We start from the raw sequence: 25,323 nt of genomic DNA, 5'->3' as shown, positions 1-25,323 counted from the left end.
GGCCGCCGGCCCGCGCCTCTGGTGTCCGAGCGGCCTTCGTCAGTGGCATTCCATGCCGGCGGCTCACACGGGGGGCTCGGGGTCGTACTGCATGTGCCGGCGCACCTCGCGGGCCCGGACGGCCCCCGCGAGCCGTGCCACCAGGTGGAGCGCCATGTCGATGCCCGCCGACACCCCCGACGAGGTGACGACGTCGCCGTCGTCGACGAAGCGCTCCGCGCGCCGCACCTCGATGGTCGGGTCGAGCTCGGCGAGCAGGTCGAGGGCGCCCCAGTGCGTGGTCGCCGGACGGCCCGCCAGGAGCCCGGCCGCGGCGAAAACGAGCGACCCGGTGCAGACGCTGGTCATCAGGGGCACGCGTCCGCGCAGGTCCCGCACCCAGGCGAGGTGGTCCGGGTCCTTCAGCTGGGGGCGGGTCCCCGCGCCGCCCGGGTGCAGGAAGACGTCCAGGTGGCCGACGTCGGCCGCCGACATCTCGGCGTGCAGCGTCAGCCCCTTGGACGCCCGTACGGCTCCCGCCCGGGGCGCGAACGCGACGACCTCCGCCTCGTCCGGGCACAGTTTCGCCCACACGCCGAAGACCTCCCAGGGGCCCACCGCGTCCAGTTCCTCCACCTGGTCGAACAGCAAGATCCCGATCCGTGTCATGCCCCCATCCTCGCCCAGGGGCCTCCGGAGACGAAAGCACCGGCAAGAGTGGGCAAATAGTCGCTATCAGCACCAGCAACCACAGGAGGCTCGATAGAGGATGGAAAGGTCATTTTCCCGAAGCTCTCGCGGGTCGGGCAGAGATCCGCGTCGGGGACACGTCATCGGGGAGGATCCATGACCACGACCGAGGCGACGCCGGAAACGACCACGGCAGGCACGACTGCCGGCACGGCCACGACCGGCACGACGACCGCCCGGGGCCGGGCGACCCGCGCCCGGACGACGCCCACACCCACGCCCACCCCGGCTCCGCGCACCGGCCCGGGAATGGAGATGAAGGAGGAGCACCGGCCCCAGCTGGACCTGAACCTGCCGTTCCTGCGCGTCCAGCTGCGGGCGCCCGAAATGCACCTGCCGCACGTCGGCATGCCGCACATCAGCGGCCGCGACGTCGGGCACGCCATGGACGTCGCCCGCACGTTCCTCCCGCCGCCCGAGCGGATCATGTACTACGGCGGTCTCGGCGCGCTGGCCGCGCTCGGCATCCTGGAGTGGCCGGTGGCGGCGGCGATCGGCGCGGGAACCTTGATCGCGCAGCGCGCCAGGGGCCGCGAGCAGCGCTGGTCCCCGTTCGGCGGCCCCCAGAAGGAGACCCGCGGGACGATCACGCCCACGCCGGGGACGGCCGCCACCGGTGCCGGCATGCCGGAGCCGGCGACGCCGGCGGGGCGGGCGGCCGGAAGGAGGAGCACCACGGCCAAGGGCGAGGCGAAGACTCCCGCCACCACCGCCCGGCGCACCAGGGCCGGCGCCAAGTAACGCGGGGCGCTCGCGCGGTCCGCGCCGGCGGCACCGCGCGATCGGCGTACAGATCGGCGTACGGTTCTGCGATCGATCGAGGCGCGTTCAGGGGGCGTTCCAGGCGCGCGTTCGAGGGGTGTTCGGGGCGCGCGTTCGGGGCGCGCCGGGACATACGGGGCATCCGGCGGACAAGCGGTGCCGGCCGATGCGCGGCGTCTGGCACACGGCTCGACACGGGCCCACACAGGCTGACAGGCCCACATAGGACGACGGGCCCACACGGGCCGACACGGGCCCACACGGTCGAGGCCGACAGGGCCGGCGCGTGAGCCCGCGTGGTCTGGGGCACGCTCAGGGCCGCGCGGGGGGCGAATCGCGCCCGGGGACCTCGTGATCGGGACTCGTGATCGGGGACTCGTGATCGGGGACTCGTGATCGGGGGCAACGGCAGGGGACGCATGATCAGGACGTGTATCCGCAACGGCCATCGGCCGTTCACCGAACGGTAACCTTAACTACGCCGTTTCGGGAGGTTCATGCGTCACTCTTCCCTAGAAGCCGATTTGTCCTACCGAGGTGTTAAGTGTCCGAGTTCCTCGCCGCCGTCCTCTCCCGGGCGGCCATCATGGTCCTGGAGGCGCTGCTCGTGCGTCTCTTTCAGGCTCTTGTGACGTCGGCCTTCCGCGTCTCGCTGCCACACGCGGCCTGACCGGCGGGCGTCATCACCGTCGCGGGCCGGCGCCACCGGCCCGGAAGCACCGGTTCTCCCCGGGACGACGACTGTCGCATCAGGCGGCGCATCCGGCGTACTGCCGGGCACACTGCCGGCCACTGTCTCGCTCCCCGCGAACCGTCCGGCTCCGCTCATGTGGAGCCCCTCCGCTATCGCGCCTCCGCCGACCTGTCGTCCCACTGACCTGTCATGCCGGGTGAACAGCCCGGTGAATGCGGAAGCCGGCCCCCTCAGGGAGCCGGCCGCTCTCCACACCATCAAGCGGGGACGGGAGCGCCGGGAGATCGTCCCGGCTCGGCGGCCCCTCGTCCCCCGGCGACGGCCACCGGCCCCTTCGTCCGGGCTCCTGGCGGCCTGTCGCCTCCCGCGGGATCGCCGCCCTCGCGCGGGTCAGTCCTTGAAGGCGTCCTTCACCTTGCCCGCGGCGTCCTTGACCTTCTCGCCGGCCTGCTTCATGTGGCTCTTGGACTGGTCGGCCCGGCCCTCGGCCTCAAGGCTCTCGTCGTCGGTGACCTTGCCGAGCCCCTCCTTGGCCTTGCCGGCGACCTCTTCCGACTTGTTGCGGAACTTGTCCTCCGTGCTCATCCGGACGCTCCTCTCAGTTCCCAGAAGCTGACGAACACCCTCTTTCCCCAGGTGAAGGGACTAAACGCCGCTCGGCGTGTCGCCGCTCACACCCCGCAAACACAATCCCACCAAAACGGGAAAAAGTGACGAATCGGGCGTACGCTAGGAATAAGGACTACAGCACACACCTGAAGGGTGGTGTGACGTATGACACACGGTGCCGATATCGGGACGCATCCCGACATCATGCAGATGCGGGCTCGTTACGAGGCCGCCGCGGCGAATCCGGCCGCGCAGCTCGCCGACGGTCTCACGCTCCTGAGCGGCCTGTATCTAGCGCTCTCGCCGTGGATCGTCGGGTTCAGCGGCACGCGGACTCCGCTTACCGTGAACAACCTGATCACGGGCCTCGCCGTGGCGCTCCTGGCGATGGGTTACAGCTCGGCGTTCGGGCGCACCTACGGAATCTCCTGGGTCGCTCCGCTGCTCGGTATCTGGACCATCATCGCCCCTTGGGTGATCCGCGGCGGCATGGCGACGACCGCGACGATCATCAGCAACGTGGTCGTCGGCGCACTCATCCTGCTCTTCGGCCTGGCGACCATGCGGTTCGGCATGATGGAGCGCGGGCGGCCCGGCGGCGGCTTCCGCACGACGGGACCGGCGCACATGGGACCGGCCCACTGACCGGACCCCGGCCTCCGGCGGGCGGCGCCCCGCCCCGCGCCGGCCAGTCGGCGCGCAGGCGCGGCACCGCCGTCCCGGAGACGGCGCATCGGCGCGGCCGACGCCGTTGCCGACGTGTCACCGGCTCCCGTTAGTCTCGTCTCGTCGGGAGACGAGAGGACGGTGGCGGCGTGACGACAACGGCCCCCGTCGCGAGTCCGGTGGACTTCGCGGCCTACGGCGACTACGCGATCAAGGCGGCGACCCGGCCGGACGGGTCGTTCGAGCGGCCCCTGTACCGGTTCCGCGACCGCGTGGCGGCCGACGGGAGCGGCGCGTATCCCGCCGAGCCCGGGCGGTATCACCTGTACGTGTCGCTGGCCTGTCCGTGGGCCCACCGCTCGGTCATCGTCCGTGCGCTCCTCGGCCTGGAGGACGTCGTGCCGATGTCCGTGGTCGATCCCGTGCGCGACGGGCGCGGGTGGGCGTTCCGCGAGGGCCCGGGCCACGGGCCCGACGAGCTCAACGGATTCACGCTGCTGCGGGAGGCGTACGAGGCGACCGAGCCCGGCTACGACGGCCACGTGTCGGTGCCCGTGCTGTGGGACCGGCGCACCCGCCGGATCGTCAGCAACAACTTCCCCGACATCAGCATCGACCTCGGCCAGGCGTTCGCGCGGTGGGCCAGGCCGGGGATCGACCTCTACCCGGAGGATCTCAGGGGCGACATCGACGCGCTCAACGATCGCGTCTACGCCGACGTCAACAACGGCGTGTACAAGTGCGGCTTCGCCGAGAGCCAGGAGGCGTACGACGCGGCCGTGACGGCGCTGTTCGCGGCGCTCGACGAGCTCGACGAGCGCCTGGCCGGCCGCCGCTACCTGTTCGGCGACCGGCTCACCGAGGCCGACGTCCGTCTGTGGGTCACGCTGGCCCGGTTCGACACCGTCTACGTGACCCACTTCAAGGCGAACATCCGCCGCCTCGCCGACTACCCCAACCTCTGGCGCTATGCCCGGGACCTCTACGCGAACCCGGCCTTCGGCGGCACGACGAACTTCGACCACATCAAGCGGCACTACTACGGCACCCACCCGAAGATCAACCCGCTGCGGATCGTACCCGCGGGGCCGGTCGTCGACTGGAGTTCGTAGCTCACGCGGAGGGCAGCGCCTCGCACAGCCGGTCCAGCTCCTCCTCGGTGTTGTAGTAGTGCACCGAGGACCGCACGAGCGAGGGCAGCGCGCGGGCCTCGAAGTCCCACCGGGCGGAGGACGCGGCCGACACCGAGACGTTGACCTTCGCGGCCGACAGCCGGGCGGCCACGTCCCCGCTGTCGTGCCGGTCCACGGTGAACGTCACGATGCCGCACCGCCGCCCGCCCCGGTCGTGCACGGTGACCCCGGGGATCGCGGCCAGCCGCCCGCGCAGCGTCTCGGCGAGGCCGGTCACCCGCTCCTCGATGGCGTCGAGCCCGAGGCTCAGCGCGTAGCCGGCCGCCACGCCGAGACCGATCTTGCCGGCCACGTAGCCCTCCCAGTTCTCGAAGCGCCGGGCGTCGCCCCGCACCTCGTAGGAGCCGGCGGAGGTCCAGGTGGCGGCGTGCAGGTCGAGGAAAGGGGGCTCCAGACGGTCGAGCAGCCGCCGCGAGCAGTACAGGAACCCGGTGCCACGCGGCCCGCGCAGGAACTTGCGGCCGGTCGCCGACAACAGGTCGCAGCCGATCTCGCGCACGTCGACCCGCAACTGCCCGATCGACTGGCAGGCGTCCAGCAGGAACGTCACCCCGGCCTCCCGCGCCACGGCGCCGATCTCTGCCGCCGGGTTGACCAGGCCGCCCTGGGTCGGCACGTGGGTGACGGCGATCAGCTTGACCCGCTCGTCGAGCATGTCCCGCAGCGCGTCTACGGACAGGGCGCCGGTCTCGTCGTCGGGAACCACCTCGACCCGCACGTCGTGCCGCCGGGCGGTCTGCAGGAAGGCGATCGCGTTGCTGGCGTACTCGGCGCGCGAGGTGAGGATGCGGTCGCCCGGCTTCCACGGCAGGGAGTAGAAGGCCATGTCCCAGGCGCGGGTGGCGCTCTCGACGAGGGCGATCTCGTCGCGGTCCGCGCCGACGAGCCCGGCCAGCGCGTCGTAGGTCCGCTCCGACCGGTCGAGGGCGGCGGCGGCCGCCTCGTAGCCGCCGATGCGCTCCTCCAGCCGCAGGTGATCCACCACGGCGCCGGTCACCTGACGCGGCGGCAGGGACGAACCGGCGTTGTTGAGGTGGACGACGTGCTCGCATCCCGGCGTGTCCGCCCGTACCTGTCCGACGTCGATGGTCACGTGGATCCTCCCGGAAGCTGCTGAAAGCCCTATTCTGTCGGGTACGTTGGCCCGTCCCCCGTGCGTGATGCTCCTCAACGGGCCGCCCAGCGCCCCGGTACGGCCACGCTCCCGCCGGGCCGGGTGACGGCCCGAGGGTGGCCCGACCTGGGTTTCGCGAATCCGCCATCGCATAATGAGGTATGAGCACCTCCTCCCCGGCGGGCGGCTGGACGTTCCTCACCAACCACGCGCACGTCCTGCTCGCGCTGTCGCGCGATACCGACGCGCGGCTGCGGGACGTCGCCGAGGCGGTCGGGATCACCGAGCGGGCGGCCCAGGCGATCGTCTCCGACCTGGAGGCGGCGGGCTATCTGCGCCGTGAGCGCGTGGGCCGGCGCAACCACTACACGATCAACCCGCTGGCCCCGTTCCGCCACCCGGTCGAGCGGCACCGGCACATCGGCGAGTTCCTCGACCTGTTCGGGGCCACGATTGACACACGAAGCTGATTTCGTGAATACTTGACCATAGTTCGAGGGGGAGTACCCGGCTTCCTCAGCGTCGTCATCACGGCCGCCGACATAGGGCGTCCCGGCGCGAGGGTCACCGCTGGCGGTGGCACGGGGAGACCGTCGGCCTGCCGAGCCCGCCCATGCGGCGGTGAGGAGGTTGACGATGTCTGTGCCCCTGTGGGTCTGGGCCGCGGTTCTGGCGGTCATTCTCGCCATGCTCGCCGTGGACCTGTTCGCCCATCGCCGGGCCCACGTGGTGGGCGTCCGCGAGGCGCTGGGCTGGTCGGGCGTGTGGATCGCGCTGGGCCTCGGATTCGGGGTCGTGGTCTGGCTCGTCTGGGGGCCGGAGGCGGGCGGGGAGTACCTGGCCGGTTACCTCATCGAGAAGTCGCTGGCCGTCGACAACGTCTTCGTGATCGCGCTGCTGTTCTCGTTCTTCGCGGTTCCCCGCGAACTGCAGCATCGCGTGCTGTTCTTCGGCGTGCTCGGCGCGCTGGTCTTCCGCGCGGGGTTCATCGGCGCGGGCGCCGTCCTGCTCGACCGCTTCCACTGGATCCTGTACGTCTTCGGGGCGTTCCTGCTCTACACCGGCGTGAAGATGGCCAGGCATTCGGCGATCGAGGTGCACCCCGACCGCAACCCGGTGCTGCGCGCGATGCGCCGGCTCATCCCCGTGACCGACTCCTACCACGGCCAGCGGTTCCTCGTACGGCAGGACGCGGACGGGCGGCCTGGCGGACGGTGGGCCGCGACGCCGCTGCTGGCCGTCCTGGTCGCGGTGGAGACCAGCGACATCGTCTTCGCCGTCGACTCGATTCCGGCGATCTTCGCCGTGACCTCCGAGCCGTTCCTCGTCTTCACCTCCAACGCGTTCGCGATCCTGGGGCTGCGGGCGATGTACTTCCTGCTGGCCGGAGCCATGCACCGGTTCGGCTACCTGCGATACGGCCTGGCGGCGATCCTGGTGTTCGTCGGCGCGAAGATGCTCCTGGCGGACGTGTACAAGATCCCCGTATGGCTGTCGCTCGCGGTCATCTGCGCCTGCCTCGTGGTCGCCGTGGCCGCGAGCGTGTACCGGAACCGCCGCGAGGAGCGCGCGGAGACGAACCTGACCGCCCGGGATCGCCGGTAGCGGGTGCTCCTCCGTCTCGCAGGCCCCGCACGCCCGGACACCGGGCCGTACGTCGCCTGAATCGATCTTCCGCTGCGGCGCGGCGATCTGTACTCTCCACACATGGCCGCCTCGGTGAAAGGGATGTCCACGGCGCCGGGGACGGCCGCGTGATCGATGCGATCCTGCCCTCGTGGGTGGCGTCGGCCGAGAAGTTCGGCGACGCGCCGGAGGAGACGCTGTTCCCCGAGGAGAGGCCCTTCATCTCGCGGGCCGTCGACCGGCGGCGGCGGGAGTTCGTCACCGGACGCCACTGCGCCCGGCTCGCGCTGGCCCGGATCGGCGTCACACCGGCGCCGATTCCGCGCGGCGAGCGGGGCGCGCCCGTCTGGCCCGCCGGCACGGTCGGCAGCATCACGCACTGCTCGGGCTACCGCGCGGCGGCCGTCGCCCCCGCGGACGTCGCACGCGCGGTCGGCATCGACGCGGAACCGCACGAACCCCTCCCCGACGAGGTCCTTCCCACGATCGCCTCTCCCGATGAGATCGCCGCCCTCCGGGTGATGGGCGAGGCGGACGGCGCGGTCTGCTGGGACAGGATCCTGTTCAGCGCCAAGGAGTCGGTCTACAAGGTGTGGTTCCCGCTGACCGGCCGCTGGCTCGACTTCTCCGAGGTGGTCGTGGACATCGAGCCCTCCGGCACGTTCCGCGCACGGCTCCTGGTCGCCGACCCCGCCATCGGGACGAACGACCTGCCGGGCCGGTGGACGGTGAGCGACCGCCTCATCGCGACCTCCATCGCCCTCCCCCGGCCTTGACGAACCCGCCCTGACGAACCCGCCCTGCCGAACCCGCCCTGACGATTCAGTTGCGAGCCGTACCGGCGCGGCGGCCGCTCGCCGGTTCCGGTCAGCGCTCGCCGGTCACTTCGCGCGGAAGTAGTGGCCCTTGTCGAGGTCGTCGATCAGCCCCGGCTGCACCGGCTGCCACCCCAGCAGTTCACGGGTCAGCGCGCTCGACGCCGGGGCGTCGAGCCCGATCATGCCGCCCAGCCAGGAGAAGTGCGCGCCCGCCTCCTCGCCCGGGATCGAGACCGCCGGCAGGCCGAGGTGGCGGCCGATCACCTCGGCGACGGTGCGGATCGCCACCCCCTCGTCGGTGACGGCGTGCAGCACCGATCCCGCCGGGGCCTTCTCCAGCGCGAGGCGGAACAGGTGCGCGGCGTCGAGCCGGTGCACCCCGGGCCAGCGGTTGGACCCGTCGCCGACATAGCCGGAGACGCCCCGGTCGCGGGCGATGCCGACCAGGGCCGCCATGAAGCCGTGGTCGCCCTCGCCGTACACCGTCGGGGGCAGGCGCAGCACCGACGAGCGGACGCCGTAGGAGGCGAGGTCGAGCGTCCTGTGCGCGGTGGCCTGCCGGGCGCGCGGGCCGTCGTCGTGCGACGCGTCGGCGGCCGAATCACGCCCGTCCCTTTCGGTCACCACCCGCCCGGGCGTGAGCCCGAGAATCCCAGAGGCGAGGACGAACGGGCGGTCGGAGCCCGCCAGCACCTCGCCGAACGTCTCGACGGCGCGGCGATCCGCGTCGGCGGCGCCCCGGAAGTCACCGCTGAAGGCGATGTCGTGCTTGAACGCGAGATGGATCACACCGTCCGACGCCGCGGCCGCGTCGCGCAGGGTGCCGAGATCGTCGAGAGTGCCGCGGCACACCTGGGCCCCGGCCCTGGCCAGTGCGGCGGCCGAGGCGTCGGACCGCGCCAGGCCGACGACCTCGTGCCCCGCGCCGATGAGTTCGGGGACCACGGCCGAGCCGATCCAGCCGGAGGCCCCGGTGACGAATACACGCATTACGTACTCCAAGCGGTTGGTCGCCCTCCACGCGGGAACACGCTCCGGGGAGGGCATGTCAGTGACTGCCATCAAGTTAGCACCGATGTCAGTGACTGTCATCCGGGTAGGATCCGAGGCATGGGTCGATGGGAGCCGAACGCGCGCGGCCGTCTCGCGAAGGCGGCGCTGGAGCTCTACGTCGAGCGCGGCTACGAGCAGACCACGGTGGCGGAGATCGCCAAGCGGGCCGGGCTGACCGAGCGCACATTCTTCCGGCACTTCGCGGACAAGCGTGAGGTGCTGTTCTCTGGCTCGGACGCGCTGCGGGAGCACCTCGCGGACGCGGTCGCCGGCGCCCCGGACTCCATGGCGCCCATCGACGCGGTGGCCGCGGCCTTCGAGAAGGTCGGCGTCCTGTTCGAGGAGGGCCGCGAGCGTTCCCTGCAGCGGCAGTCGGTCATCGCCGCCAACGCCGAACTGCGGGAGCGCGAGCTGATCAAGCTCGCCTGGTGGTCCGCGACGCTCGCCGACACGCTCCGGCGGCGCGGCGTCGCGGATCCGGCCGCGAGCCTGGCCGCCGAGGCGGGCGTCGCCGCCTTCAAGGTCGCATTCGAACGCTGGATCAGCGGTCCCGCCGAGCCGGACCTGTCGCAGATCGTCCGGGAGTCGTTCGACGAGCTGAAGGCCGTGACGGCGGGCAGGTGACGTCTCCGCCGGCGCGCGGATCGGCCCGGGACTGACGCGCGCGCGTGTCGATCCGGCCTCAACGCGCGCGCGTTCCGGTCAACCCCGTGTGATGACCTGCTTGAGGAAGACCACGCCGTCGATCACGCCGAGCCGAGCCGGGTCGAGCGGGAAATAGGCGAAGTCGCGGGAGACGCGGGGGGCGGGCTTCGTGACGGCCTTCGTGACGACCTGGGCCAGGCTGCGGGCGTCGATCAGGCAGTGGTCCCACGGGAGCGTCGACAGGATGCCCTCGACGGTGTCCGGTGGCGGGATGTCGTCGCCGGCGGCGCCGAAGGCCGAGGCCAGGAAGGCGTACCGGTCGCCCAGGCGCGTCGCGGTGATCGCCCCCGCGCTCCACCACTCCAACTGCTGGTCGCCGAACGGCATCACGCTCTTGTCGCGCTGCAGGTGGAGATTGCCGGCGAAGACCAGGGCCGGGCCGTTCTCGGCGACGGCGCGCAGGTTGGCGGCCATCATCGCGTCCCGCAGGGCCGACAGCCGGGTCCACCGCGCCGGGGACGCGTCGGCCATCCAGTAGTGGTAGCGGAGCAGGCCGACGGCGGTGCGCGCGTACAGCGCCGCCCGGTCCCCGTCCTCCGCGCTCAGCTGCGGCGCCTGCGTCTCGAGCAGCGCCACCAGGTCGTCGGCGATCAGCCGCAGCCGCCGGGCGTCGGCGGACCGGCCGATCGACTGGGACGGGTCCATGGCCGCGGCCTCGTTCGACCAGCGGCCGTCCGGGCCAAGCAGCGTGTCGAGGGTTTCCCGGCTCACCACAGTGCCGGGGAGCGGGCCGTCGAGGAGGGCGTAGAGGCCGGTGAGCGCTTGGCGCGGGCTCGCCGCCCAGTACTCCAGAGGGCCGTCGAACCCGAAGAACCGGAGCTTCTCGTCGTGCTCCTCGTTGTACGCCCGCATCCAGCGCACGAGCTCGCGGTTGGCCGTCAAGGCGCCGAAGCCGTGGCTGAAGCCGCGTTCCAGGGCGTCGTCGAGCGTGCCCGCGCCCGTCGTGACGTAGTCGTCCACCACGAGGCCCATGAGGCAGTCGCTCTCGATGGCGAACGACCGGTAGCCCTCGTGCTCGACCAGATGCCGGAAGATCTCGTTGCGCACCTCGCCCAGCTCCTCCACGAAGTGCCTGGCCTCGCCCAGGCCGAGCAGCCGGGGGCGGGCGGGAAGCGACCGCAGGAACGCCGAGACTCCCGCGCCGTCGAGCGGTCGGGCCGTGTCCTTGATATCCATACCTTTGACGGTATCGTTGAACCCTCGATGTAAACTTTTGCCCGGAAACCCCTCTCTCATCGCACTGGACCTTCAATCGGTGATGCATTCATGAGGCCGGTGGACCTGGCGCGCGAGCACGGCCTGTCCACCCAGGCGATCAGGAACTACGAGGACGCCGGCATCCTGCCCGCCGCCGGACGCACCGCCCACGGCTACCGCACCTACACGCCGCTGCACGCGCACGCCCTGCGCGCGTTCCTCTCCCTCGTGCCCGGGCACGGGCATCAGACGGCCACGTCGATCATGCAGGCGGTCAACCGGGGCGCCGCCGAGGACGCGCTGCGGCTCATCGACGAGAGCCACGGTCAGCTCCTCGACGACCGCCGCACCCTCCACGCCGTCGAGGCCGCGCTCCGCGATCTGGCGCCCGTGCCGCAGGAGCGCGGCGACACGTTCATCGGCCCCCTGGCCAGACGGCTCGGCCTCCGCCCCGCCACCCTGCGCAAATGGGAGAAGGCCGGGTTGGTCCGGCCGCGCCGCGATCCGCGGACGGGCTATCGGATCTACAGCGCTGCCGACGTACGCGACGTCCGGCTGGCCCACCAGCTCAGGCGGGGCGGCTATCTGCTGGAGCAGATCGCCCCGCTGATCGCGCAGGTCCGCTCCGCCGGAGGCGTCGCCCCGCTGGAGTCGACCCTGCGCGACTGGCAGGCCCGCCTGTCCGCCCGGGGCCGCGCCATGCTCAGGGGCGCCGCCGATCTCGACGCGTACCTCCGCGCCCGCCAATCCTGAGGCCGGGTCCCGAGGGCGTCAGGCGACGGCCTCCGGCAGGCAGAGGCCGAGCTGGCTGAACAGCTCCAGCTGGTCGTAGTAGTCCCGGTCGCTGATGATCAGCCCGTTCTCGATGGTGCACAACCCCGCTGCGCGGACCGCGATGCGATGCCCGGTCGCCTCAAGCGCCGACCCTCCGGGCAGCAGAAGCGGCCCGAGGTGCGTGCCGGTCATGACGTACTCGGAGACGGCCGAGACGGCCGGATCGAACACAGGGACCTTGCACCACGGTGTGAGTTGGAGATCCGGAAAGGCCTGCAGCAGGTGCTCGAAGTACCAGCCGATCTGCTCGTGCCCCTCGGCCGCGCCCACCGGACCGACATAGACGGCGTCACGCGCGAAACACCGCATGGCTGCTTCGAGATCGTGATCGTTCAGAGCCGCGATCACTCGATCCTTGACCTCTCGAGCGGTGACCATCATCTTCGCTCCCCCGATGCGACCATCACCGGCTCATACGACACCACGGTAACGCGGCGCCTGATGGTGGGCCCATTCCCCCCGGCACCCGGAGGGTGAGCGACGCGCTCACCGGTGCGGACGAGGCCGAGCCAGGCGGCCCGCGTGCGGACGCGTGCGGGTCCTCGACGGGGTCGCCCACCCCGAAGATCTCGAGAGGACCTTTTCTCCCGCCCGAAATCGGCTCTAGTATCCGGAACACGACCGCGCTGCCGCTCGCCCCCCCGCGGGCGGTATCCGGCGGCCTGTCGTCCATCCGTGCGATCAACGCCGGCCAGGAGGTCGTATGACCGGGCAGTTCACCGCCACTCAGGCCTCCGGCGAGGTGTACGCGCTCGGCGAGGGCCCCGTGTGGGATCCCGACAGGCAGCGCCTGCTGTGGGTGGACATCGACGCGGCAGCGGTGCACGAGGGACGGCTCGACCCCGCGACCGGCGCCGTCGCCGCCACCACGGCGCACACCTTCGGCCCAGCGGGCAACACGGCGGGCGGCGCGGTGGGCAACACGGTGGGCGCGGTCGCCGTCTCCGCCGACGGACAACTCGTCGTCGCCGAGCGCGAGGTCCTCACCCGGGTCGACACCGCGGGCCGCCGCACCGAGCTCGCCCGGGTGCTGCCTCCCGGCGCGCCGAGCCGGCTCAACGACGGAGCGGTCGACCCGGCCGGGCGCTTCCTGATCGGCAGCATGGCGCTGGACGACCGGAAGGGCCAGGAGGTGCTTGCCCGCCTCGACGGCACGGCCCGCGTCCGCCTCGACGACGACCTGACCCTGTCGAACGGCCTGGCCTGGAGCCCCGCGGGCGACCGCCTGTACAGCATCGACAGCACGCCGCACGTGGTGTGGGAGCGTGACTACGACCCGGCCACCGGGGAGACCGGGCCGCGGCGGGAGCTGTTCACGCTCACCGACGGCATGCCCGACGGGATGTGCGCCGACATCGAGGGCAACCTGTGGATCGCGATCTTCGGCGGCGGCCGGGTCGAGTGCCGCGACCCCGGTGGTCGCCTGCTCGCCACCGTGGAGGTCGGCGCGCCCAACGTCACCTGCCCCGCCTTCGCCGGACCGGATCTCGACGTGCTCGTCATCACCACGTCCTCCAGTGGCGTCGATCTGGCCGAGCATCCGGGGTCGGGCCACCTGTTCACCGCCCGAGTGGGCGTACGCGGCCTGGCGACGCCCTACTGGGTGCCGCCTCGATGGTGATGAACCCCGATCCCCCTCAAGGAGACACGACCTTGCCCCTCACCCGCATCGGCGCCGGCGCGCCCGTCCCCTTCTCCCGGTAGTGCGGGCACTGGTCATCACCGGCCCCGGCAGGGCCGAGGTCGTCGACCTCGAACCGCCGGTCGCCGCGCCCGGGCAGGTGGTCGTCGAGGTCGAGCGGGTCGGCGTCTGCGGCACCGACGTGGAGCTGTTCACCGGCGAGATGAGCTACCTGCACTCCGGCCACGCCTGGTATCCGCTGCGTCCCGGCCACGAGTGGTGCGGCGTGGTCACGGCGCTCGGGGACGGCGTCGACCCCGGCTGGCGGGGCCGCCGGGTCACCGGCGACACCATGCTGGGCTGCGGGCGCTGCCGCTTCTGCGGCGACGGACTGCACCATGTCTGTCCCGACCGGGCGGAGATCGGCATTCGCCGGGGTTTCCCGGGGGCGCTGGCCGAGCGGCTCGCCGTACCGGCGCGGGCGCTGCACGCGCTGCCCGAGACGATCGACGCGACGATGGGCGCGCTGGTCGAACCCGGCGGCAGCGCCCTGCGCGCGGTGCGCGGCGCCGCCCTGCAACCCGGCGACCGGCTGCTGGTGCTGGGCACGGGCACGATCGGCCTGCTCGTCGCGCTGCTCGCACGGGCGCGGGGCGCGGAGGTGCATCTGATGGGCCGCGACGAGCCCACGCTCCGGCTGGCCCGCGGCCTCGGTTTCGCAGGCGCGTGGACGCGGGCGTCACTGCCGTCCCTGCAGTGGGACGCCGTGGTCGACGCGTCCAACGCGGCGGACCTGCCCGCGCTCGCGCTCGACCTGGTCAGGCCCGCGGGCCGGGTAGTCTATGTCGGCCTGGCCGGGTCCCCCAGCCGCATCGACACCCGCGACCTCGCGTTCAAGGACGTCACCGCCGTCGGCGTGCTCAGCGGATCGGCCGGTCTGGCCGGGACCATCGAGGCGTACGCGGACGGGTCGGTCGACGCCCGCCCGCTCGTGGCCGCCACCGTCGGCCTGGACGACGCCGCCGGTGTGCTGGCGGGGAGCCGCCCGGCCGGCGCGGGTCCGGGCCCGAAGATCCACATCGACCCTCGGCGATAAAGGGGCGCAGCGGCGCCTCCGGACGGAAGCCTTCAATCATGAGCCTCATCCACGTGGATCCCCCGCACCGCATCGCCCCGGCGGACCCCGCCGTTCTGGCGGCGGTGGAGGCCGTCGCACCGGGGATCACCCGGTCCCGGGTGAGTGACCGGCTGGGCATGGCGCACGACGCCTCGCACTACCTGCTGACGCCGCAGGCGGTCGTGGTGCCGGAGAACGCCGCACAGGTGGCGGCGCTGATGCGGACCGGGTTGCCGTTGACCTTCCGGTCCGGCGGCACCAGCCTGTCCGGGCAGGGCGTCACCAGCCACCTGCTGGTCGACACCCGCCGCCACTTCAGGGATGTCGAGGTGCTCGACGGCGGTGAGCGGGTGCGGGTGCAGCCCGGAGCCGTGCTGCGGCAGGTCAACGCCCGCCTGGCCGCCTATGGCCGCAGGCTGGGCCCCGACCCGGCCAGCGAGTCGGCGTGCACGATCGGCGGGGTGGTGGCCAACAACTCCAGCGGGATGACCTGCGGCACCCACGCCAACACCTACCGGACGCTGGAGTCGATGGTCGTGGTGCTGCCCAGCGGCACCGTGATCAACACCGGAGCGCCCGACGCCGACGCGCGGCTGCGCGCTCTCGAACCCGCCCTGGCCCAGGGGCTGGAACGGCTGCGCGACCGGATCCGCGGCAATGCCGACTCGGTGCGCCGGATCACCGGCCAGTTCTCGATCAAGAACACCATGGGCTACGGCCTGAACAGTTTCCTCGATCACGACAGCCCCGCGCAGATCCTCGCCCACCTGGTCGTCGGCAGCGAGGGCACTCTCGGTTTCGTCGCAGAGGCGGTGCTGCGCACCGTGCCCGCGCACCGTCTGGCCGCGACCGGCCTGCTGGTCTTCCCGGCCTTGCGGGAGGCGATGGCCGCCACGCCCGAACTGGTCGCGGCAGGGCCCGCCGCTGTCGAACTGCTCGACGCGGAGTCGCTGCGGGTGGCCCGGCTCGACCCGTACGCCGATGAGGTGCTGCGGACGCTGGAGGTGCGCGACCACGCGGCGCTGCTGGTGGAGTGGCAGGAGTCCGACCCGGAGCTGCTCGCGGCACGCGAGCGGGAGGCCGGGCAGGTCTTCGCCGGGATGAGTCTGGCCGCTCCGGCCCGGCTCAGCGGCGACAGCGCCGGCCGCGCGGCCCTGTGGCGCATCCGCAAGAACCTGTACGCCGCGGTCGCCGGCGCCCGGCCGTCCGGCACCACCGCGCTGCTTGAGGACGTGGCCGTTCCGGTGCCCGCGCTGGCCGGGCTGTGCGACGCGCTGACCGGGCTGTTCGACCGCTACCGCTACGAGCGCAGCGTGATCTTCGGGCACGCCAAGGACGGCAACCTGCACTTCATGCTCAACGAGCGCTTCGGCGCCGACCTGCGGCGCTACGCCGACTTCACCGAGGACCTGGTGGACGCCGTACTGTCGCGGCGCGGCACGCTCAAGGCCGAGCACGGCACCGGCCGGGTCATGGCCCCCTTCGTCCGCCGCCAGTACGGCGAGGAGCTGTTCGAGGTGATGCGGGAGGTCAAGCGGCTGTGCGACCCCGGCGGCACGCTCAACCCCGGCGTCGTGCTCACCGACGACCCCAAGGCGCACCTGCGCGACCTCAAGACCGTCGCCACGGTCGAGCCCGAGGTCGACCGGTGCGTGGAGTGCGGCTACTGCGAGCCGGTCTGCCCCAGCCGCGACCTGACCACCACCCCGCGCCAGCGCATCGTGCTGCGCCGCGAACTGGCCGCGGCCCAAGCGGCCGGCGACCAGGCGCTCGCCCGGCAGCTCACCGAGGAGTACGGCTACGACGCCGTCGACACCTGCGCCGTGGACGGCATGTGCGCCACCGCCTGCCCCGTCCTGATCAACACCGGCGACCTCACCAAACGGCTGCGCGCCGAACGGCACGGCCGCTCCGCACGGGCGGGGTGGAAGGCAGCCGCGAAGCACTGGGACGGGGTGACCCGGGCCATGGACCTCGCAATGGACGCGGCCGCCGCGTCCCCGGCCCGGCTCGCCGAGGGCGCCAGCCGGGCCGCCCGCGCCGTCGCCGGCCCCGACGCGGTGCCGCAGTGGACCCGCGACCTGCCGCGCGGCGGCACACCCCGGCACGCGGCGCCGCGTCACGACGCCGACGCCGTCTACGTGCCGTCCTGCCTGAACACCATGTTCGCCCCCGCCGACGGCGGGCCCGGCGTCATGGCCGCGCTGCTGCGGCTGACCGAGCGGGCCGGCCTGCGGCTGCACGTGCCGGAGGGCGTCGCGAGCCTGTGCTGCGGCACCCCGTGGTCCTCGAAGGGCTTCGGCGAGGGCTACGAGGTGATGCGCCGCCGGGTGCGGGAGGCGCTCCTGACCGCGACCGACGGCGGCAGGCTTCCGGTCGTCAGCGACGCCGCCTCCTGCACGGAGGGGTTCGAACGGCTGACCGCGGCGGGGGCCGAACCGCCCACGGGCGCGGCCTCGCCCGTCGTCCGGGTGCTCGACGCCGTGACCTTCGTGGCCGAGCACGTCCTGCCGCGGCTGCCGCACCCGCCGGAGGACCGCAGGCGGGCCTCGCTCGCCCTGCACCCGACCTGCTCGTCCGCCCGGCTCGGCCTCGACGCCGCCATCGCCCTGGTCGCCGAGGCGGTCGCGAAGGAGGTCGTCGTCCCGGACGGCTGGCAGTGCTGCGCCTTCGCCGGCGACCGGGGGCTGCTGCACCCGAAACTGACCGCCTCCGCTACCCGCGCCGAGGCCGCCTCGGTGGCCGAGGGCGGCTTCGCCGCGCACGCGTCGGTCAACCGCACCTGCGAGATCGGCATGACCCGCGCCACCGGGAAGACCTACCACCACCTGCTCGAACTGCTCGACGAGATCACCGCCTGAGGGGCTCCGGGACCTGCTCCGGACCTGCTCCGGAACCTGCTCCGGCGCGACGCCGTCTCGCGCCGCCGCCTCCGCCTCCTCCGACGGCCCCGGACGCCGGTTCCGTCCGCCGGGCGAGTATCGTCGCAGGGCGGACGGCATAGGCCAGAACGGACAGGAGTCGCCCATGAAGTTCCTGAGGGCCCGGGAGGTGCCGGGGCGGGTGGCCACCGGTGCGTACATCCTGCACTCCGGCCTGGAGAAGTGGAACGGCGGCGACGAGCAGGCCGCCGGCCTCCACGGCACGGCCGCCGCCGCCTTCCCGTTCCTCAAGTCCGTCCCGCCGCGCCGGTTCCTCAAGCTGCTGTCCGCGACCGAGATCGCGACGGGCGTGGCGCTCCTGACGCCGTTCGTGCCGGCAGCGGTCGCCGGAGCCGCGCTCACCGGATTCTCCGGCAGCCTGGTCGCGCTCTACCTGCGTACGCCCGCGCTGCGCAAGCCCGGCAGCGTCTGGCCGTCCCCGGCGGGCACCGGCATCAGCAAGGACGTGTGGATGCTGGGCGTCGGGCTCGGCCTGCTCGCCGACGCCGCGACCCGGCGGCGCGACGGCTGACCCTGCCGCCTGCGGGAGGCGCGTCAGCGCCACCTGCGGGAAGGCGCGTCAGCGCCATCTGCGGGAAAGCGCGTCAGCGCCCTCCCAGCGCGCGCCGCAGACGACGTCCCAATGTGAGGGGTTCGTCCTCCTCCGGCGCGGCGTCGTCGTCCGGCAGGTCGTACCAGTGCGTGTCGCCGGGGAACGGGTCCGGCTCCGCACCGGGCTCGTCCTCGGCTGCGGCGTCGGCGTCCGGTGCCGCGAACGGCGGGAACTGCTCGGAAACGGCCACGGGTGCGGTCCTCACGGTGAAGCGGGCGCGTCCCGCCCCCCCGGGGACGCCTGCGAGAACTGTACGCGTAGCTTCTGGGCAGCTGCCCCGGTTTGTCCCTGCCGATGTTCGTCCCCGCTACAGAAGATCCGCCGGGCGGGCACGGAGGATGCGGGCCAGCAGGGCGGTCATCTGCTCGCGCTCGACGGGGCCGAGGCAGGCGAACCACTCCCGCTCCCTGCGGGTCTGCTCGGCGAACGCCTCACGCACGGCCGCCTCGCCCGCCTCGGTCAGCGCGACGACCACCGCGCGGCCGTCCTCGGGCACCGGTCGCCGTTCGACCAGGCCGCCGCGTTCGAGGGTGTTGACGGCGTTGGTCACCGCGGACCTCGACATGGCGGAGATCTCGGCGAGCCGTACGGGCTGGGTGGGGCCGAGCAGCCAGAGCTTGAACATCAGCCGGAAACCGGGCAGCGTCAGGCCGCGCGGGCGGTGGATGCGGGTCTCCAGGTCGGTGACCAGCACGTAGGCGAGCTGGAGCAGGTGATAGGCCAGCGCGAACGCCTCCGCGTCGGCCGGAGGCGACATCGCCGCCAGTCGCTCGCGCGCGTAGGCGGCGTACCGCAGGTCCGGTGGCGTGTCCCCGCCGGGATCCGGCCGGATGCCGGGCTCGCTGTCCATCGGTCAAGTCTTGCGTAGCCGCAGGAGTGCCGTGAATATTGTTACGGCCATAACAACTTCTCCTCATTTCCCCGGAGGCCCTCGTGCGCATCGTCATCGCCGGAGCGGGCATCGGCGGGCTGACCGCCGCGCTCAGCCTGCACGCGGCCGGGTTCGAGGACGTGACCGTGCACGAGGCCGCCCCCGAGATCCGGCCGCTGGGCGTCGGGATCAACCTCCTCCCCCACGCCGTACGGGAGCTGACCGAGCTGGGGCTGGCCGACCGGCTGGCGGAGATCGGCGTGGCCACGGCGGAACTGGCCTACTTCAACCGCTACGGCGCGCCGATCTGGTCCGAACCCCGGGGAGTCGCCGCCGGCTACGCCTGGCCGCAGTACTCCGTCCATCGTGGGACGCTCCAGATGCTCCTGCTGAAGGCGGTGATCGAGCGGCTGGGCCCGGACTCCGTACGGAGCGGAAACAGGATCACCGGTCCCGGCGACGAGGACCTGCTCATCGGCGCGGACGGGATCCACTCGGCCGTGCGCGCCCATCTCTACCCCGGAGAGGGCCCGCCGCCGTGGAACGGCCTGGTCCTGTGGCGGGGCGTCACCTACGGCGAGCCGTTCCTCACCGGCCGATCCATGATCATGGCTGGTGACGGCACGCAGAAGTTCGTCGCCTACCCGATCGAGACCGGCGAACACACGCTGATCAACTGGATCGCGGAGCGGCCGCTGGACGGCGAGGCCCCGGACCGGGGGAACTGGAACCGCCCGGCCGACCTGGCCGAGATCGGCAGGCACTTCGCCGGCTGGCGCTTCGACTGGCTCGACGTGCCCGGGATCATCGCCGGGGCCGAGACCGCGTACGAGTACCCGATGGTCGACCGCGACCCCCTGCCCCAGTGGACTTTCGACGGCATCACGCTCCTCGGCGACGCGGCGCACGCCATGTATCCGATCGGCTCCAACGGCGCCTCCCAGGCGATCATCGACGCCCGGGTGCTGGCGTACGCCCTCGCCCAGGGCGATCTGGCGGCGTACGAGGAGATGCGCCGGCCGGCCACGGCGGCGCTGCAGCTGTCCAACCGGGAGATGGGCCCGGAGGTCGTCATGAAGCTCGCCCACGAGCGCGCGCCCGAAGGGTTCGACGACATCGAGCGGGTCATCCCCCACGAGGAGCGGGCGGAGATCGCCGCCTCCTACAAGCGGACCGCCGGGTTCGACCCGGCCTCGCTCAGCGAACGCCCCTCGTGGAGCGTCGATCGGAGTGCCGTCTCGTGAACCTTGAACCGCTCGCCACCTTCCACGTGGATCTCGACCCCGTGCTCGACCTCGGCGACTCGCAGTGGGGCCACCGCCGTGTGGTCAACATCGTCGGCGGCACGTTCGACGGTCCTCGCCTGTCGGGCGCCGTGCTGCCCGGCGGGGCCGACTGGCAGGTCGTCCACGCCGACGGCATGATCAGCGTCGACACGCGTTACACGCTGCGCACCCACGACGGCGCGCACGTCTACATCACCACCAGCGGAGTCAGGCACGGCTCCCCCGAGGTGCTCGGCCGCCTCGGGCGGGGTGAGCACGTGGACCCGTCGGAGTACTACTTCCGGCTGTTCTGCCGCTTCGAGACCGGCGACGATCGATATCTGTGGCTCAACCGCACCCTCGCCGTGGCCTCGGCCGCCCGCGTGGCCGCCGCGGTGCACTACGACGCCTATGCCCTGACCTGAGGAGCCCGCATGCCGAAGCTCGACCGCTCCCCGCTTCCGGTCGCCGTCGAGCACGACGTGCCGATGCCGATGCGGGACGGCACGCTCCTGCGCGGCTCCGTCCAGCGGCCGGCCGACGGCGGCCCGTTCCCCGCGCTGCTCATGCGCACGCCGTACGGCGAGGACTCGTTGCGGACGGCCCCGGTGACGCCCGCGCTGCGCGCCGGGTTCGCGGTGGTGCTGCAGCACTGCCGGGGACGCGGGAGCAGCGACGGCGAGTTCCGGCCGTGGGCGGACGAGGGCGCCGACGGCCACGACACGATCACCTGGATCACCGCGCAACCCTGGTCGAACGGCGAGGTCGTCATGAGCGGCATGTCCTACCTCGCCGGATGCGCGCTCCAGGCGGCGGCGACCCGCCCGCCGGGGCTCAAGGCCGTCGTCGCCTCGATGACGCCGCACGACTTCCACGACGGCCTCAAGTATCACGGCGGGGCCTTCGCGCTGGGCTCGGCCCTCAACTGGGGTGCCTTTCAGACGATGCTCGGCCTGCTGCACGCCGCCCAGGCGGGCGAGGACGTCGGCGCCGGCTTCGCCGCGATTCTTCCCGTCATGGGCGACCAGGACGCCGTGGCGCGCACCCTGCCGGTCGGCGACATCCCCGGCATCCCGTGGTGGCGCGACTGGACCTCGCACGCCGAACGCGACGCCTACTGGGAGGAACTGGCGGAGACCCTGCGCCACGACCGGATCGAGGTGCCGGTCATGCACGTGGCGGGCTGGTTCGACCTGTTCCTCGCCGGGACGCTGGAGAACCACCGCCGCCTCGGCGGTCCTCTGGTCATCGGCCCCTGGTCGCACCTCGCGCCGGGCGCCGCAGGCACCGGACGGCTGTTCTTCGGGGCCGCCGCCTCGGGGCAGGCGATCGGGCTGGAGCAACGGGAGCTCGCGTTCCTGCGAGGCGAGGACACCGGCCCCGCCGTGAAGATCTTCGTCATGGGCGACGACGTCTGGCGGGACGAGGAGGCCTGGCCGCTGGACCGCGCCGTCGAGACTTCCTACTACTTGCATTCGGACGGCCTGCTGTCGCCCAGGCCGCCCACGGCGTACGAGCCGGCCACCTTCACCTTCGACCCGCGCGACCCGGTCCCGACCGTCGGCGGCCCGACCCTGCTGCCCGACCCCACCAATGTCGGCCCGCAGGACCAGCGCGACCTGGAGCGGCGGCCTGACGTGCTCTGCTACTCGACCGAGGTGCTCGCCTCCGACGTCGAGGTCACCGGCCCGGTGTCGGTGACCCTGCACGCGGAGACCTCGGCGGCCTCGACGGACTGGACGGCGAAACTCGTCGACGTGTATCCCGACGGCCGGGCGATGAGCGTGATCGACGGCATCGTCCGCGTCACCGAGCCGTCAGGGATCTTCACCATCGACCTGGTCGCCACCAGCCAGGTCTTCAAGGCCGGTCACCGCGTCCGGGTGCAGATCTCCAGCTCCAACTTCCCCCGTTTCGACCGCAACCCCGGCACCGGCCGGAGCGGAGCGACCGAGGCGGACCTGGTCGTCCAGCACCAGAAGGTCTTCCCCGACTCGTCCATCACCCTGCCGATCGTCCCCCGCCAACGCCGGTCGTCAGTCGTCCGGTAGCGATCAGCGACTCCGCCGCTTCCGTGGACGTATCCCACGGGAGGGTGCCTGTCCTTCGAACGACGCCGCCACAGGACCATCACGAAGAACACGACCGCGCCGATGAACCGTACGGCGCAGGGAGCCACCCTGCTGGTCACGGTTCCCGATCACGCTTCAGCTGCGCTCTGGCAAAGTTGATCACGTACGTGCACAATGACCTTTTGTGAAGGCGTACGTCGGGGTGACCGACGACAGCTGGTACCGCTTTCTGGCCGGACGTCCGGACCTGAGCGAGGTCAACTTCTGGCGGCCCTCCAGCGGCCGGGAGTTCCGCGCGATCGACCATGGCGAGCCGTTCTTCTTCAAGACCCACTACCCGCACAACCGCGTCGTCGGCGGGGGCTTCTTCAGCGGGTTCGCACCCCTCCGCGTCTCCGAGGCCTGGGAGTTCTTCGGTGAGGGCAACGGCGCCGCGAACCTGGTCGAGCTCCATCAGCAGGTCGGGCGGTACCGCAGCCGGCCGATGGAACCGGGCGAGGACCCGGTCATCGGCTGCGTCATCATCCGCGACGTCTTCTTCTATCCCGGGGACCGCGTCGCCGGCCCGCCGCCCGAATTCGCGTCGAACATCGTCCAGGGCAAGAGCTACGACCTGGCCGCGCACCCAGCCGCCGGCTACTTCTACGACCTGCTGAAGCGGGCCGGGATCGGTGAACACGTCGACCTGTCCGAGCCGTGGCACCGCCATGGGCCCGTCTTCGGCGACCCTCGGCTGACGCCGCGCAGGCTCGGCCAGCGGGCGTTCCAGGCCGTGGTGCTGCACGCGTACGAGCGGAGGTGCGCGATCACCGGCGATCGGATCAGGCCGGTCTTGCAGGCGGCGCACATCCGTCCGGTCACCGCGGGAGGCGAGCACCGGCTGGACAACGGGCTCCTGCTCCGCTCGGACGTGCACACGCTCTTCGACCGCGGCTATCTGGCGGTCGACCCCAGGCACCGATTACTGGTCAGCCCGCGCCTGCGCGAGGAGTTCGGCAACGGCGAGGAGTTCTACCGGCGGGCCGGACAGGAGATAACCGTCCCCAACTGCCCTCGCGACCGGCCGAACCGCGAGGCCCTCGAATGGCATCTCGACGAGGTCTTCCTCCGCGCGTAGGCCAGGAAGGCACGGCGCACAGGTGAAGGCCGTGAATGCGAACCGCCGTGGGACGACGTACATCGCAGAGCCTTCCGGCAGCCCTGTCACCGGTGATCAGCGTCAGAGCTCCTCGTCGAGGAGCGCGTCCGAGGACTCGATCGTGGCGGCTGCCGCGATCCAAGCGTTCAGCCGATCGAAGTCACGGCACACGAGGATCTTGTCCTTCAACTCGTCGGGCACCTGGATGTTCCGGGCGTCCAGGATTATCACGACGGCCTCTGCCATGGCCTCGGCCTTGCCTTCTGCCTGTGCCTCGGCTCTGCCCTCGGCTCTGCCCTCGGCTCTGCCCTTGGCGATGTTCTCGCGGGCCCAGTCGCTGAGGTACTCGTAGGTCTCGGTGTTCACATGCTTCTCCAAGTGGTCCCAGATCTTTCCGGGCAGCGCCGCACGCACCATGTCCTTCGGGCAAGGCGACCACGCCGGCTGGCCCCGGTGCTGCGCGTACGAGCGGAAGTGCGCGATCATGGGCTTCCTCCGCGCGCATGCAATGAAGGCAGGCTCACGCGAGGGCCGTGGGTGCGAACCGCCAGGGGACGACATCCATAGCGGAGCCTTTCGCCTGCGGGCTCGATGAGCAGCCCGGCGGCATTCCGTGACGCCCCCACAGTGGGGGGCCACGTCACGGGACGGTGTCAGGAGATGTCATCGAGCAACGCGTCAGAGGAGTCGACTGTGGCGGCGGCCCGGAGCCAGGCGTCCAGCCGGTCGAGGTCGTGACATTTCCGGATCTTTTCGGAGAGGTCCTCGGACACCTCGATGCCCCGGGCCGACAGAACCGTCAGGATTGCCTCGGACTGTCCCTCCGCCTTGCCCTTGGCAAGGTTCTCGCGGGCCCAGTCGCTGAGGTACTCGTAGCTCTCGGTCTTCAAGTGCTCCTCCAAGTGATCCCAGACCTCTCGAGGCAGCGCCGCACGAACCATGTCAGCGTACATACCCCCCAGGTCTCGGTCGAGATTGTGCAGCGCGGCGAACAGGGCGTTGAGGATCTCGGGGCCCTCCGGCGTGGCGGCGTGGTGAATCGCCGAGAGCACCGCGAGCTCGATGTCCTCGGCCGCCTGCCCGGGGTCGGTGATGACGGGTACCTCGTTTGGGCCGGCGACCAGCGGTTTCAGCACCAGGCCAGGATGACCCAGTTCGATCGGACGGGCGCACCAGCGGGCGACCGACGCCTCGGGACACACGACCAGCAGAATGACCGGGCATTCGAGGCGGGTGCGCAGGCTGACGAGGTACATCGGCCAGGACCACATCTTGCCGGGGTCCTGGCGACGCTGGACCTCGACGATGACAGCGAGAACGGGCTGGGGGTCGGCCTCCGGCCGTTTACGGCGGAACACAATGACCGAGTCGGCACGACGTTCGGTGGGTGTGACCTCGGTGAGATCGGCCGATTCGAGGCCCGCGTAGTCGTAGTCGGGCAGCTGGACTCTGAGAGATCGAGTCAGCAGGTCGGCGGCGAGGTCGGGTCGTTCGCAGAACAGGCGGACGAGGGCTTCGTGTTCGGCTAGTGCCACTGCGTGAACGTATCCACGCCGAGATCGACGATGAGGTCACTATAACAATCTGTGATTGTCTCGTTACTCTTCGTCCTTGCCGGCTGCGAGACGGGAGCGGGCCTGTCGCTTGTCTACCACAGGGACCGTTCGCCGGCCGGACGGGTGAGGAGGGCTCGGAAGCTACTATC

Annotated in this window: 27 protein-coding genes; 17 read left to right on the top strand and 10 right to left on the bottom strand. The window is 71.8% G+C overall.

The window, feature by feature from the left end; translation table 11 throughout:
• Positions 1 to 63: 63 nt before the first annotated feature.
• The gene (locus ACIBK1_RS31190; protein ID WP_030506612.1) at positions 64 to 648 is read right to left on the bottom strand and encodes a DJ-1/PfpI family protein; all 585 of its coding nucleotides are present in this window, start codon (positions 646 to 648) and stop codon (positions 64 to 66) included.
• A 177-nt stretch (positions 649 to 825) separates the two neighbouring features.
• Here ACIBK1_RS31190 and ACIBK1_RS31185 point away from each other — a divergent pair, with 177 nt between their 5' ends.
• Together ACIBK1_RS31185 and ACIBK1_RS31180 are read left to right on the top strand one after the other, a co-directional pair.
• Positions 826 to 1,470: a hypothetical protein gene (locus ACIBK1_RS31185; RefSeq protein WP_396739274.1), complete on the top strand. Its 645-nt coding sequence runs from the start codon at positions 826 to 828 to the stop codon at positions 1,468 to 1,470.
• 565 nt (positions 1,471 to 2,035) lie between these two features.
• Positions 2,036 to 2,161: a hypothetical protein gene (locus ACIBK1_RS31180; protein WP_269321769.1), complete on the top strand. Its 126-nt coding sequence runs from the start codon at positions 2,036 to 2,038 to the stop codon at positions 2,159 to 2,161.
• Between the two features lie 414 nt (positions 2,162 to 2,575).
• Here ACIBK1_RS31180 and ACIBK1_RS31175 read toward each other — a convergent pair whose 3' ends face one another.
• Entirely contained in the window at positions 2,576 to 2,770 is a 195-nt protein-coding gene (locus ACIBK1_RS31175; RefSeq protein ID WP_030506614.1) for a CsbD family protein, read from the bottom strand.
• A gap of 189 nt (positions 2,771 to 2,959) precedes the next feature.
• Here ACIBK1_RS31175 and ACIBK1_RS31170 point away from each other — a divergent pair, with 189 nt between their 5' ends.
• Both ACIBK1_RS31170 and ACIBK1_RS31165 read left to right on the top strand, forming a co-directional pair.
• Positions 2,960 to 3,439 carry an SPW repeat protein gene (locus ACIBK1_RS31170; protein ID WP_030506615.1) on the top strand — a complete coding sequence of 160 codons (480 nt, stop codon included), beginning with the start codon at positions 2,960 to 2,962 and terminating at the stop codon, positions 3,437 to 3,439.
• Between the two features lie 170 nt (positions 3,440 to 3,609).
• Positions 3,610 to 4,572 (top strand): glutathione S-transferase family protein, encoded by a 963-nt coding sequence (locus tag ACIBK1_RS31165; RefSeq protein ID WP_081903329.1) that lies wholly within the window; start codon positions 3,610 to 3,612, stop codon positions 4,570 to 4,572.
• A gap of 1 nt (position 4,573) precedes the next feature.
• Here ACIBK1_RS31165 and ACIBK1_RS31160 read toward each other — a convergent pair whose 3' ends face one another.
• On the bottom strand, positions 4,574 to 5,746 hold the full coding sequence (locus ACIBK1_RS31160; RefSeq protein WP_396739271.1) for an aminotransferase class V-fold PLP-dependent enzyme: 1,173 nt from the start codon (positions 5,744 to 5,746) through the stop codon (positions 4,574 to 4,576).
• A gap of 182 nt (positions 5,747 to 5,928) precedes the next feature.
• Here ACIBK1_RS31160 and ACIBK1_RS31155 point away from each other — a divergent pair, with 182 nt between their 5' ends.
• The 3 genes from ACIBK1_RS31155 (at position 5,929) to ACIBK1_RS31145 (ending at position 8,169) form a co-directional block, all read left to right on the top strand.
• A complete protein-coding gene (locus tag ACIBK1_RS31155; RefSeq protein ID WP_030506618.1) occupies positions 5,929 to 6,237 on the top strand; it encodes a helix-turn-helix transcriptional regulator in 309 nt (102 codons plus the stop codon).
• 166 nt (positions 6,238 to 6,403) lie between these two features.
• Positions 6,404 to 7,372 carry a TerC family protein gene (locus tag ACIBK1_RS31150; protein WP_036405435.1) on the top strand — a complete coding sequence of 323 codons (969 nt, stop codon included), beginning with the start codon at positions 6,404 to 6,406 and terminating at the stop codon, positions 7,370 to 7,372.
• Between the two features lie 149 nt (positions 7,373 to 7,521).
• Entirely contained in the window at positions 7,522 to 8,169 is a 648-nt protein-coding gene (locus tag ACIBK1_RS31145; RefSeq protein ID WP_396739269.1) for a 4'-phosphopantetheinyl transferase, read from the top strand.
• 105 nt (positions 8,170 to 8,274) lie between these two features.
• Here ACIBK1_RS31145 and ACIBK1_RS31140 read toward each other — a convergent pair whose 3' ends face one another.
• Positions 8,275 to 9,201, bottom strand: coding sequence for an SDR family oxidoreductase (locus ACIBK1_RS31140; protein WP_396739267.1), 927 nt, complete (start codon positions 9,199 to 9,201; stop codon positions 8,275 to 8,277).
• Positions 9,202 to 9,321: 120 nt separating this feature from the next.
• Between ACIBK1_RS31140 and ACIBK1_RS31135 the strand changes: the two genes are divergently transcribed.
• A complete protein-coding gene (locus ACIBK1_RS31135) occupies positions 9,322 to 9,888 on the top strand; it encodes a TetR/AcrR family transcriptional regulator (protein ID WP_030506622.1) in 567 nt (188 codons plus the stop codon).
• A 78-nt stretch (positions 9,889 to 9,966) separates the two neighbouring features.
• On the opposite strand, the gene ACIBK1_RS31130 is transcribed toward ACIBK1_RS31135, so the two are convergent.
• The gene (locus tag ACIBK1_RS31130) at positions 9,967 to 11,145 is read right to left on the bottom strand and encodes an erythromycin esterase family protein (protein WP_396739265.1); all 1,179 of its coding nucleotides are present in this window, start codon (positions 11,143 to 11,145) and stop codon (positions 9,967 to 9,969) included.
• 90 nt (positions 11,146 to 11,235) lie between these two features.
• On the opposite strand from ACIBK1_RS31130, the gene ACIBK1_RS31125 reads away from it, so the two are divergent.
• Complete coding sequence (locus tag ACIBK1_RS31125; RefSeq protein ID WP_396739263.1) at positions 11,236 to 11,919, top strand: TioE family transcriptional regulator; 684 nt, start codon at positions 11,236 to 11,238, stop codon at positions 11,917 to 11,919.
• A gap of 18 nt (positions 11,920 to 11,937) precedes the next feature.
• Here the strand turns inward: ACIBK1_RS31125 and ACIBK1_RS31120 are convergent, their stop codons facing one another.
• A complete protein-coding gene (locus tag ACIBK1_RS31120) occupies positions 11,938 to 12,381 on the bottom strand; it encodes an ester cyclase (RefSeq protein ID WP_197042491.1) in 444 nt (147 codons plus the stop codon).
• A 322-nt stretch (positions 12,382 to 12,703) separates the two neighbouring features.
• Between ACIBK1_RS31120 and ACIBK1_RS31115 the strand changes: the two genes are divergently transcribed.
• The 4 genes from ACIBK1_RS31115 to ACIBK1_RS31100 all read left to right on the top strand — a co-directional run bounded on the left by ACIBK1_RS31115 (position 12,704) and on the right by ACIBK1_RS31100 (position 18,191).
• Entirely contained in the window at positions 12,704 to 13,621 is a 918-nt protein-coding gene (locus tag ACIBK1_RS31115; RefSeq protein ID WP_396739261.1) for an SMP-30/gluconolactonase/LRE family protein, read from the top strand.
• 82 nt (positions 13,622 to 13,703) lie between these two features.
• Positions 13,704 to 14,717 carry a zinc-binding dehydrogenase gene (locus ACIBK1_RS31110; protein ID WP_396739259.1) on the top strand — a complete coding sequence of 338 codons (1,014 nt, stop codon included), beginning with the start codon at positions 13,704 to 13,706 and terminating at the stop codon, positions 14,715 to 14,717.
• A gap of 38 nt (positions 14,718 to 14,755) precedes the next feature.
• Positions 14,756 to 17,599, top strand: a complete 2,844-nt coding sequence (locus tag ACIBK1_RS31105; RefSeq protein WP_396739257.1) for an FAD-binding and (Fe-S)-binding domain-containing protein — start codon at positions 14,756 to 14,758, stop codon at positions 17,597 to 17,599.
• A gap of 166 nt (positions 17,600 to 17,765) precedes the next feature.
• Positions 17,766 to 18,191 carry a DoxX family membrane protein gene (locus ACIBK1_RS31100; RefSeq protein WP_030506629.1) on the top strand — a complete coding sequence of 142 codons (426 nt, stop codon included), beginning with the start codon at positions 17,766 to 17,768 and terminating at the stop codon, positions 18,189 to 18,191.
• A 73-nt stretch (positions 18,192 to 18,264) separates the two neighbouring features.
• On the opposite strand, the gene ACIBK1_RS31095 is transcribed toward ACIBK1_RS31100, so the two are convergent.
• Together ACIBK1_RS31095 and ACIBK1_RS31090 are read right to left on the bottom strand one after the other, a co-directional pair.
• Positions 18,265 to 18,462 carry a hypothetical protein gene (locus tag ACIBK1_RS31095; RefSeq protein ID WP_030506630.1) on the bottom strand — a complete coding sequence of 66 codons (198 nt, stop codon included), beginning with the start codon at positions 18,460 to 18,462 and terminating at the stop codon, positions 18,265 to 18,267.
• 117 nt (positions 18,463 to 18,579) lie between these two features.
• Positions 18,580 to 19,122, bottom strand: a complete 543-nt coding sequence (locus tag ACIBK1_RS31090) for a MarR family winged helix-turn-helix transcriptional regulator (protein ID WP_396739255.1) — start codon at positions 19,120 to 19,122, stop codon at positions 18,580 to 18,582.
• Between the two features lie 83 nt (positions 19,123 to 19,205).
• Here ACIBK1_RS31090 and ACIBK1_RS31085 point away from each other — a divergent pair, with 83 nt between their 5' ends.
• The 4 genes from ACIBK1_RS31085 to ACIBK1_RS31070 all read left to right on the top strand — a co-directional run bounded on the left by ACIBK1_RS31085 (position 19,206) and on the right by ACIBK1_RS31070 (position 23,597).
• A complete protein-coding gene (locus ACIBK1_RS31085; protein ID WP_396739253.1) occupies positions 19,206 to 20,387 on the top strand; it encodes a flavin-dependent oxidoreductase in 1,182 nt (393 codons plus the stop codon).
• Positions 20,384 to 20,833 (top strand): DUF3237 domain-containing protein, encoded by a 450-nt coding sequence (locus ACIBK1_RS31080; RefSeq protein WP_396739251.1) that lies wholly within the window; start codon positions 20,384 to 20,386, stop codon positions 20,831 to 20,833. Before ACIBK1_RS31085 ends, ACIBK1_RS31080 begins: the two co-directional genes overlap by 4 nt.
• Positions 20,834 to 20,842: 9 nt before the next feature.
• Complete coding sequence (locus tag ACIBK1_RS31075) at positions 20,843 to 22,459, top strand: CocE/NonD family hydrolase (RefSeq protein ID WP_396739249.1); 1,617 nt, start codon at positions 20,843 to 20,845, stop codon at positions 22,457 to 22,459.
• A gap of 205 nt (positions 22,460 to 22,664) precedes the next feature.
• Positions 22,665 to 23,597: an HNH endonuclease gene (locus tag ACIBK1_RS31070; protein ID WP_396739247.1), complete on the top strand. Its 933-nt coding sequence runs from the start codon at positions 22,665 to 22,667 to the stop codon at positions 23,595 to 23,597.
• Between the two features lie 102 nt (positions 23,598 to 23,699).
• Here the strand turns inward: ACIBK1_RS31070 and ACIBK1_RS31065 are convergent, their stop codons facing one another.
• Both ACIBK1_RS31065 and ACIBK1_RS31060 read right to left on the bottom strand, forming a co-directional pair.
• Positions 23,700 to 24,104 carry a hypothetical protein gene (locus ACIBK1_RS31065; protein WP_396739245.1) on the bottom strand — a complete coding sequence of 135 codons (405 nt, stop codon included), beginning with the start codon at positions 24,102 to 24,104 and terminating at the stop codon, positions 23,700 to 23,702.
• 167 nt (positions 24,105 to 24,271) lie between these two features.
• Complete coding sequence (locus ACIBK1_RS31060) at positions 24,272 to 25,153, bottom strand: hypothetical protein (protein ID WP_396739243.1); 882 nt, start codon at positions 25,151 to 25,153, stop codon at positions 24,272 to 24,274.
• Positions 25,154 to 25,323: the final 170 nt, after the last annotated feature.

The sequence above is a fragment of the Microbispora rosea genome, from assembly GCF_044460045.1.
Classification (GTDB): domain Bacteria; phylum Actinomycetota; class Actinomycetes; order Streptosporangiales; family Streptosporangiaceae; genus Microbispora; species Microbispora rosea.
Note: the sequence above shows the minus strand (reverse complement) of the source record. Positions and strands in the feature narration are given on the sequence as shown.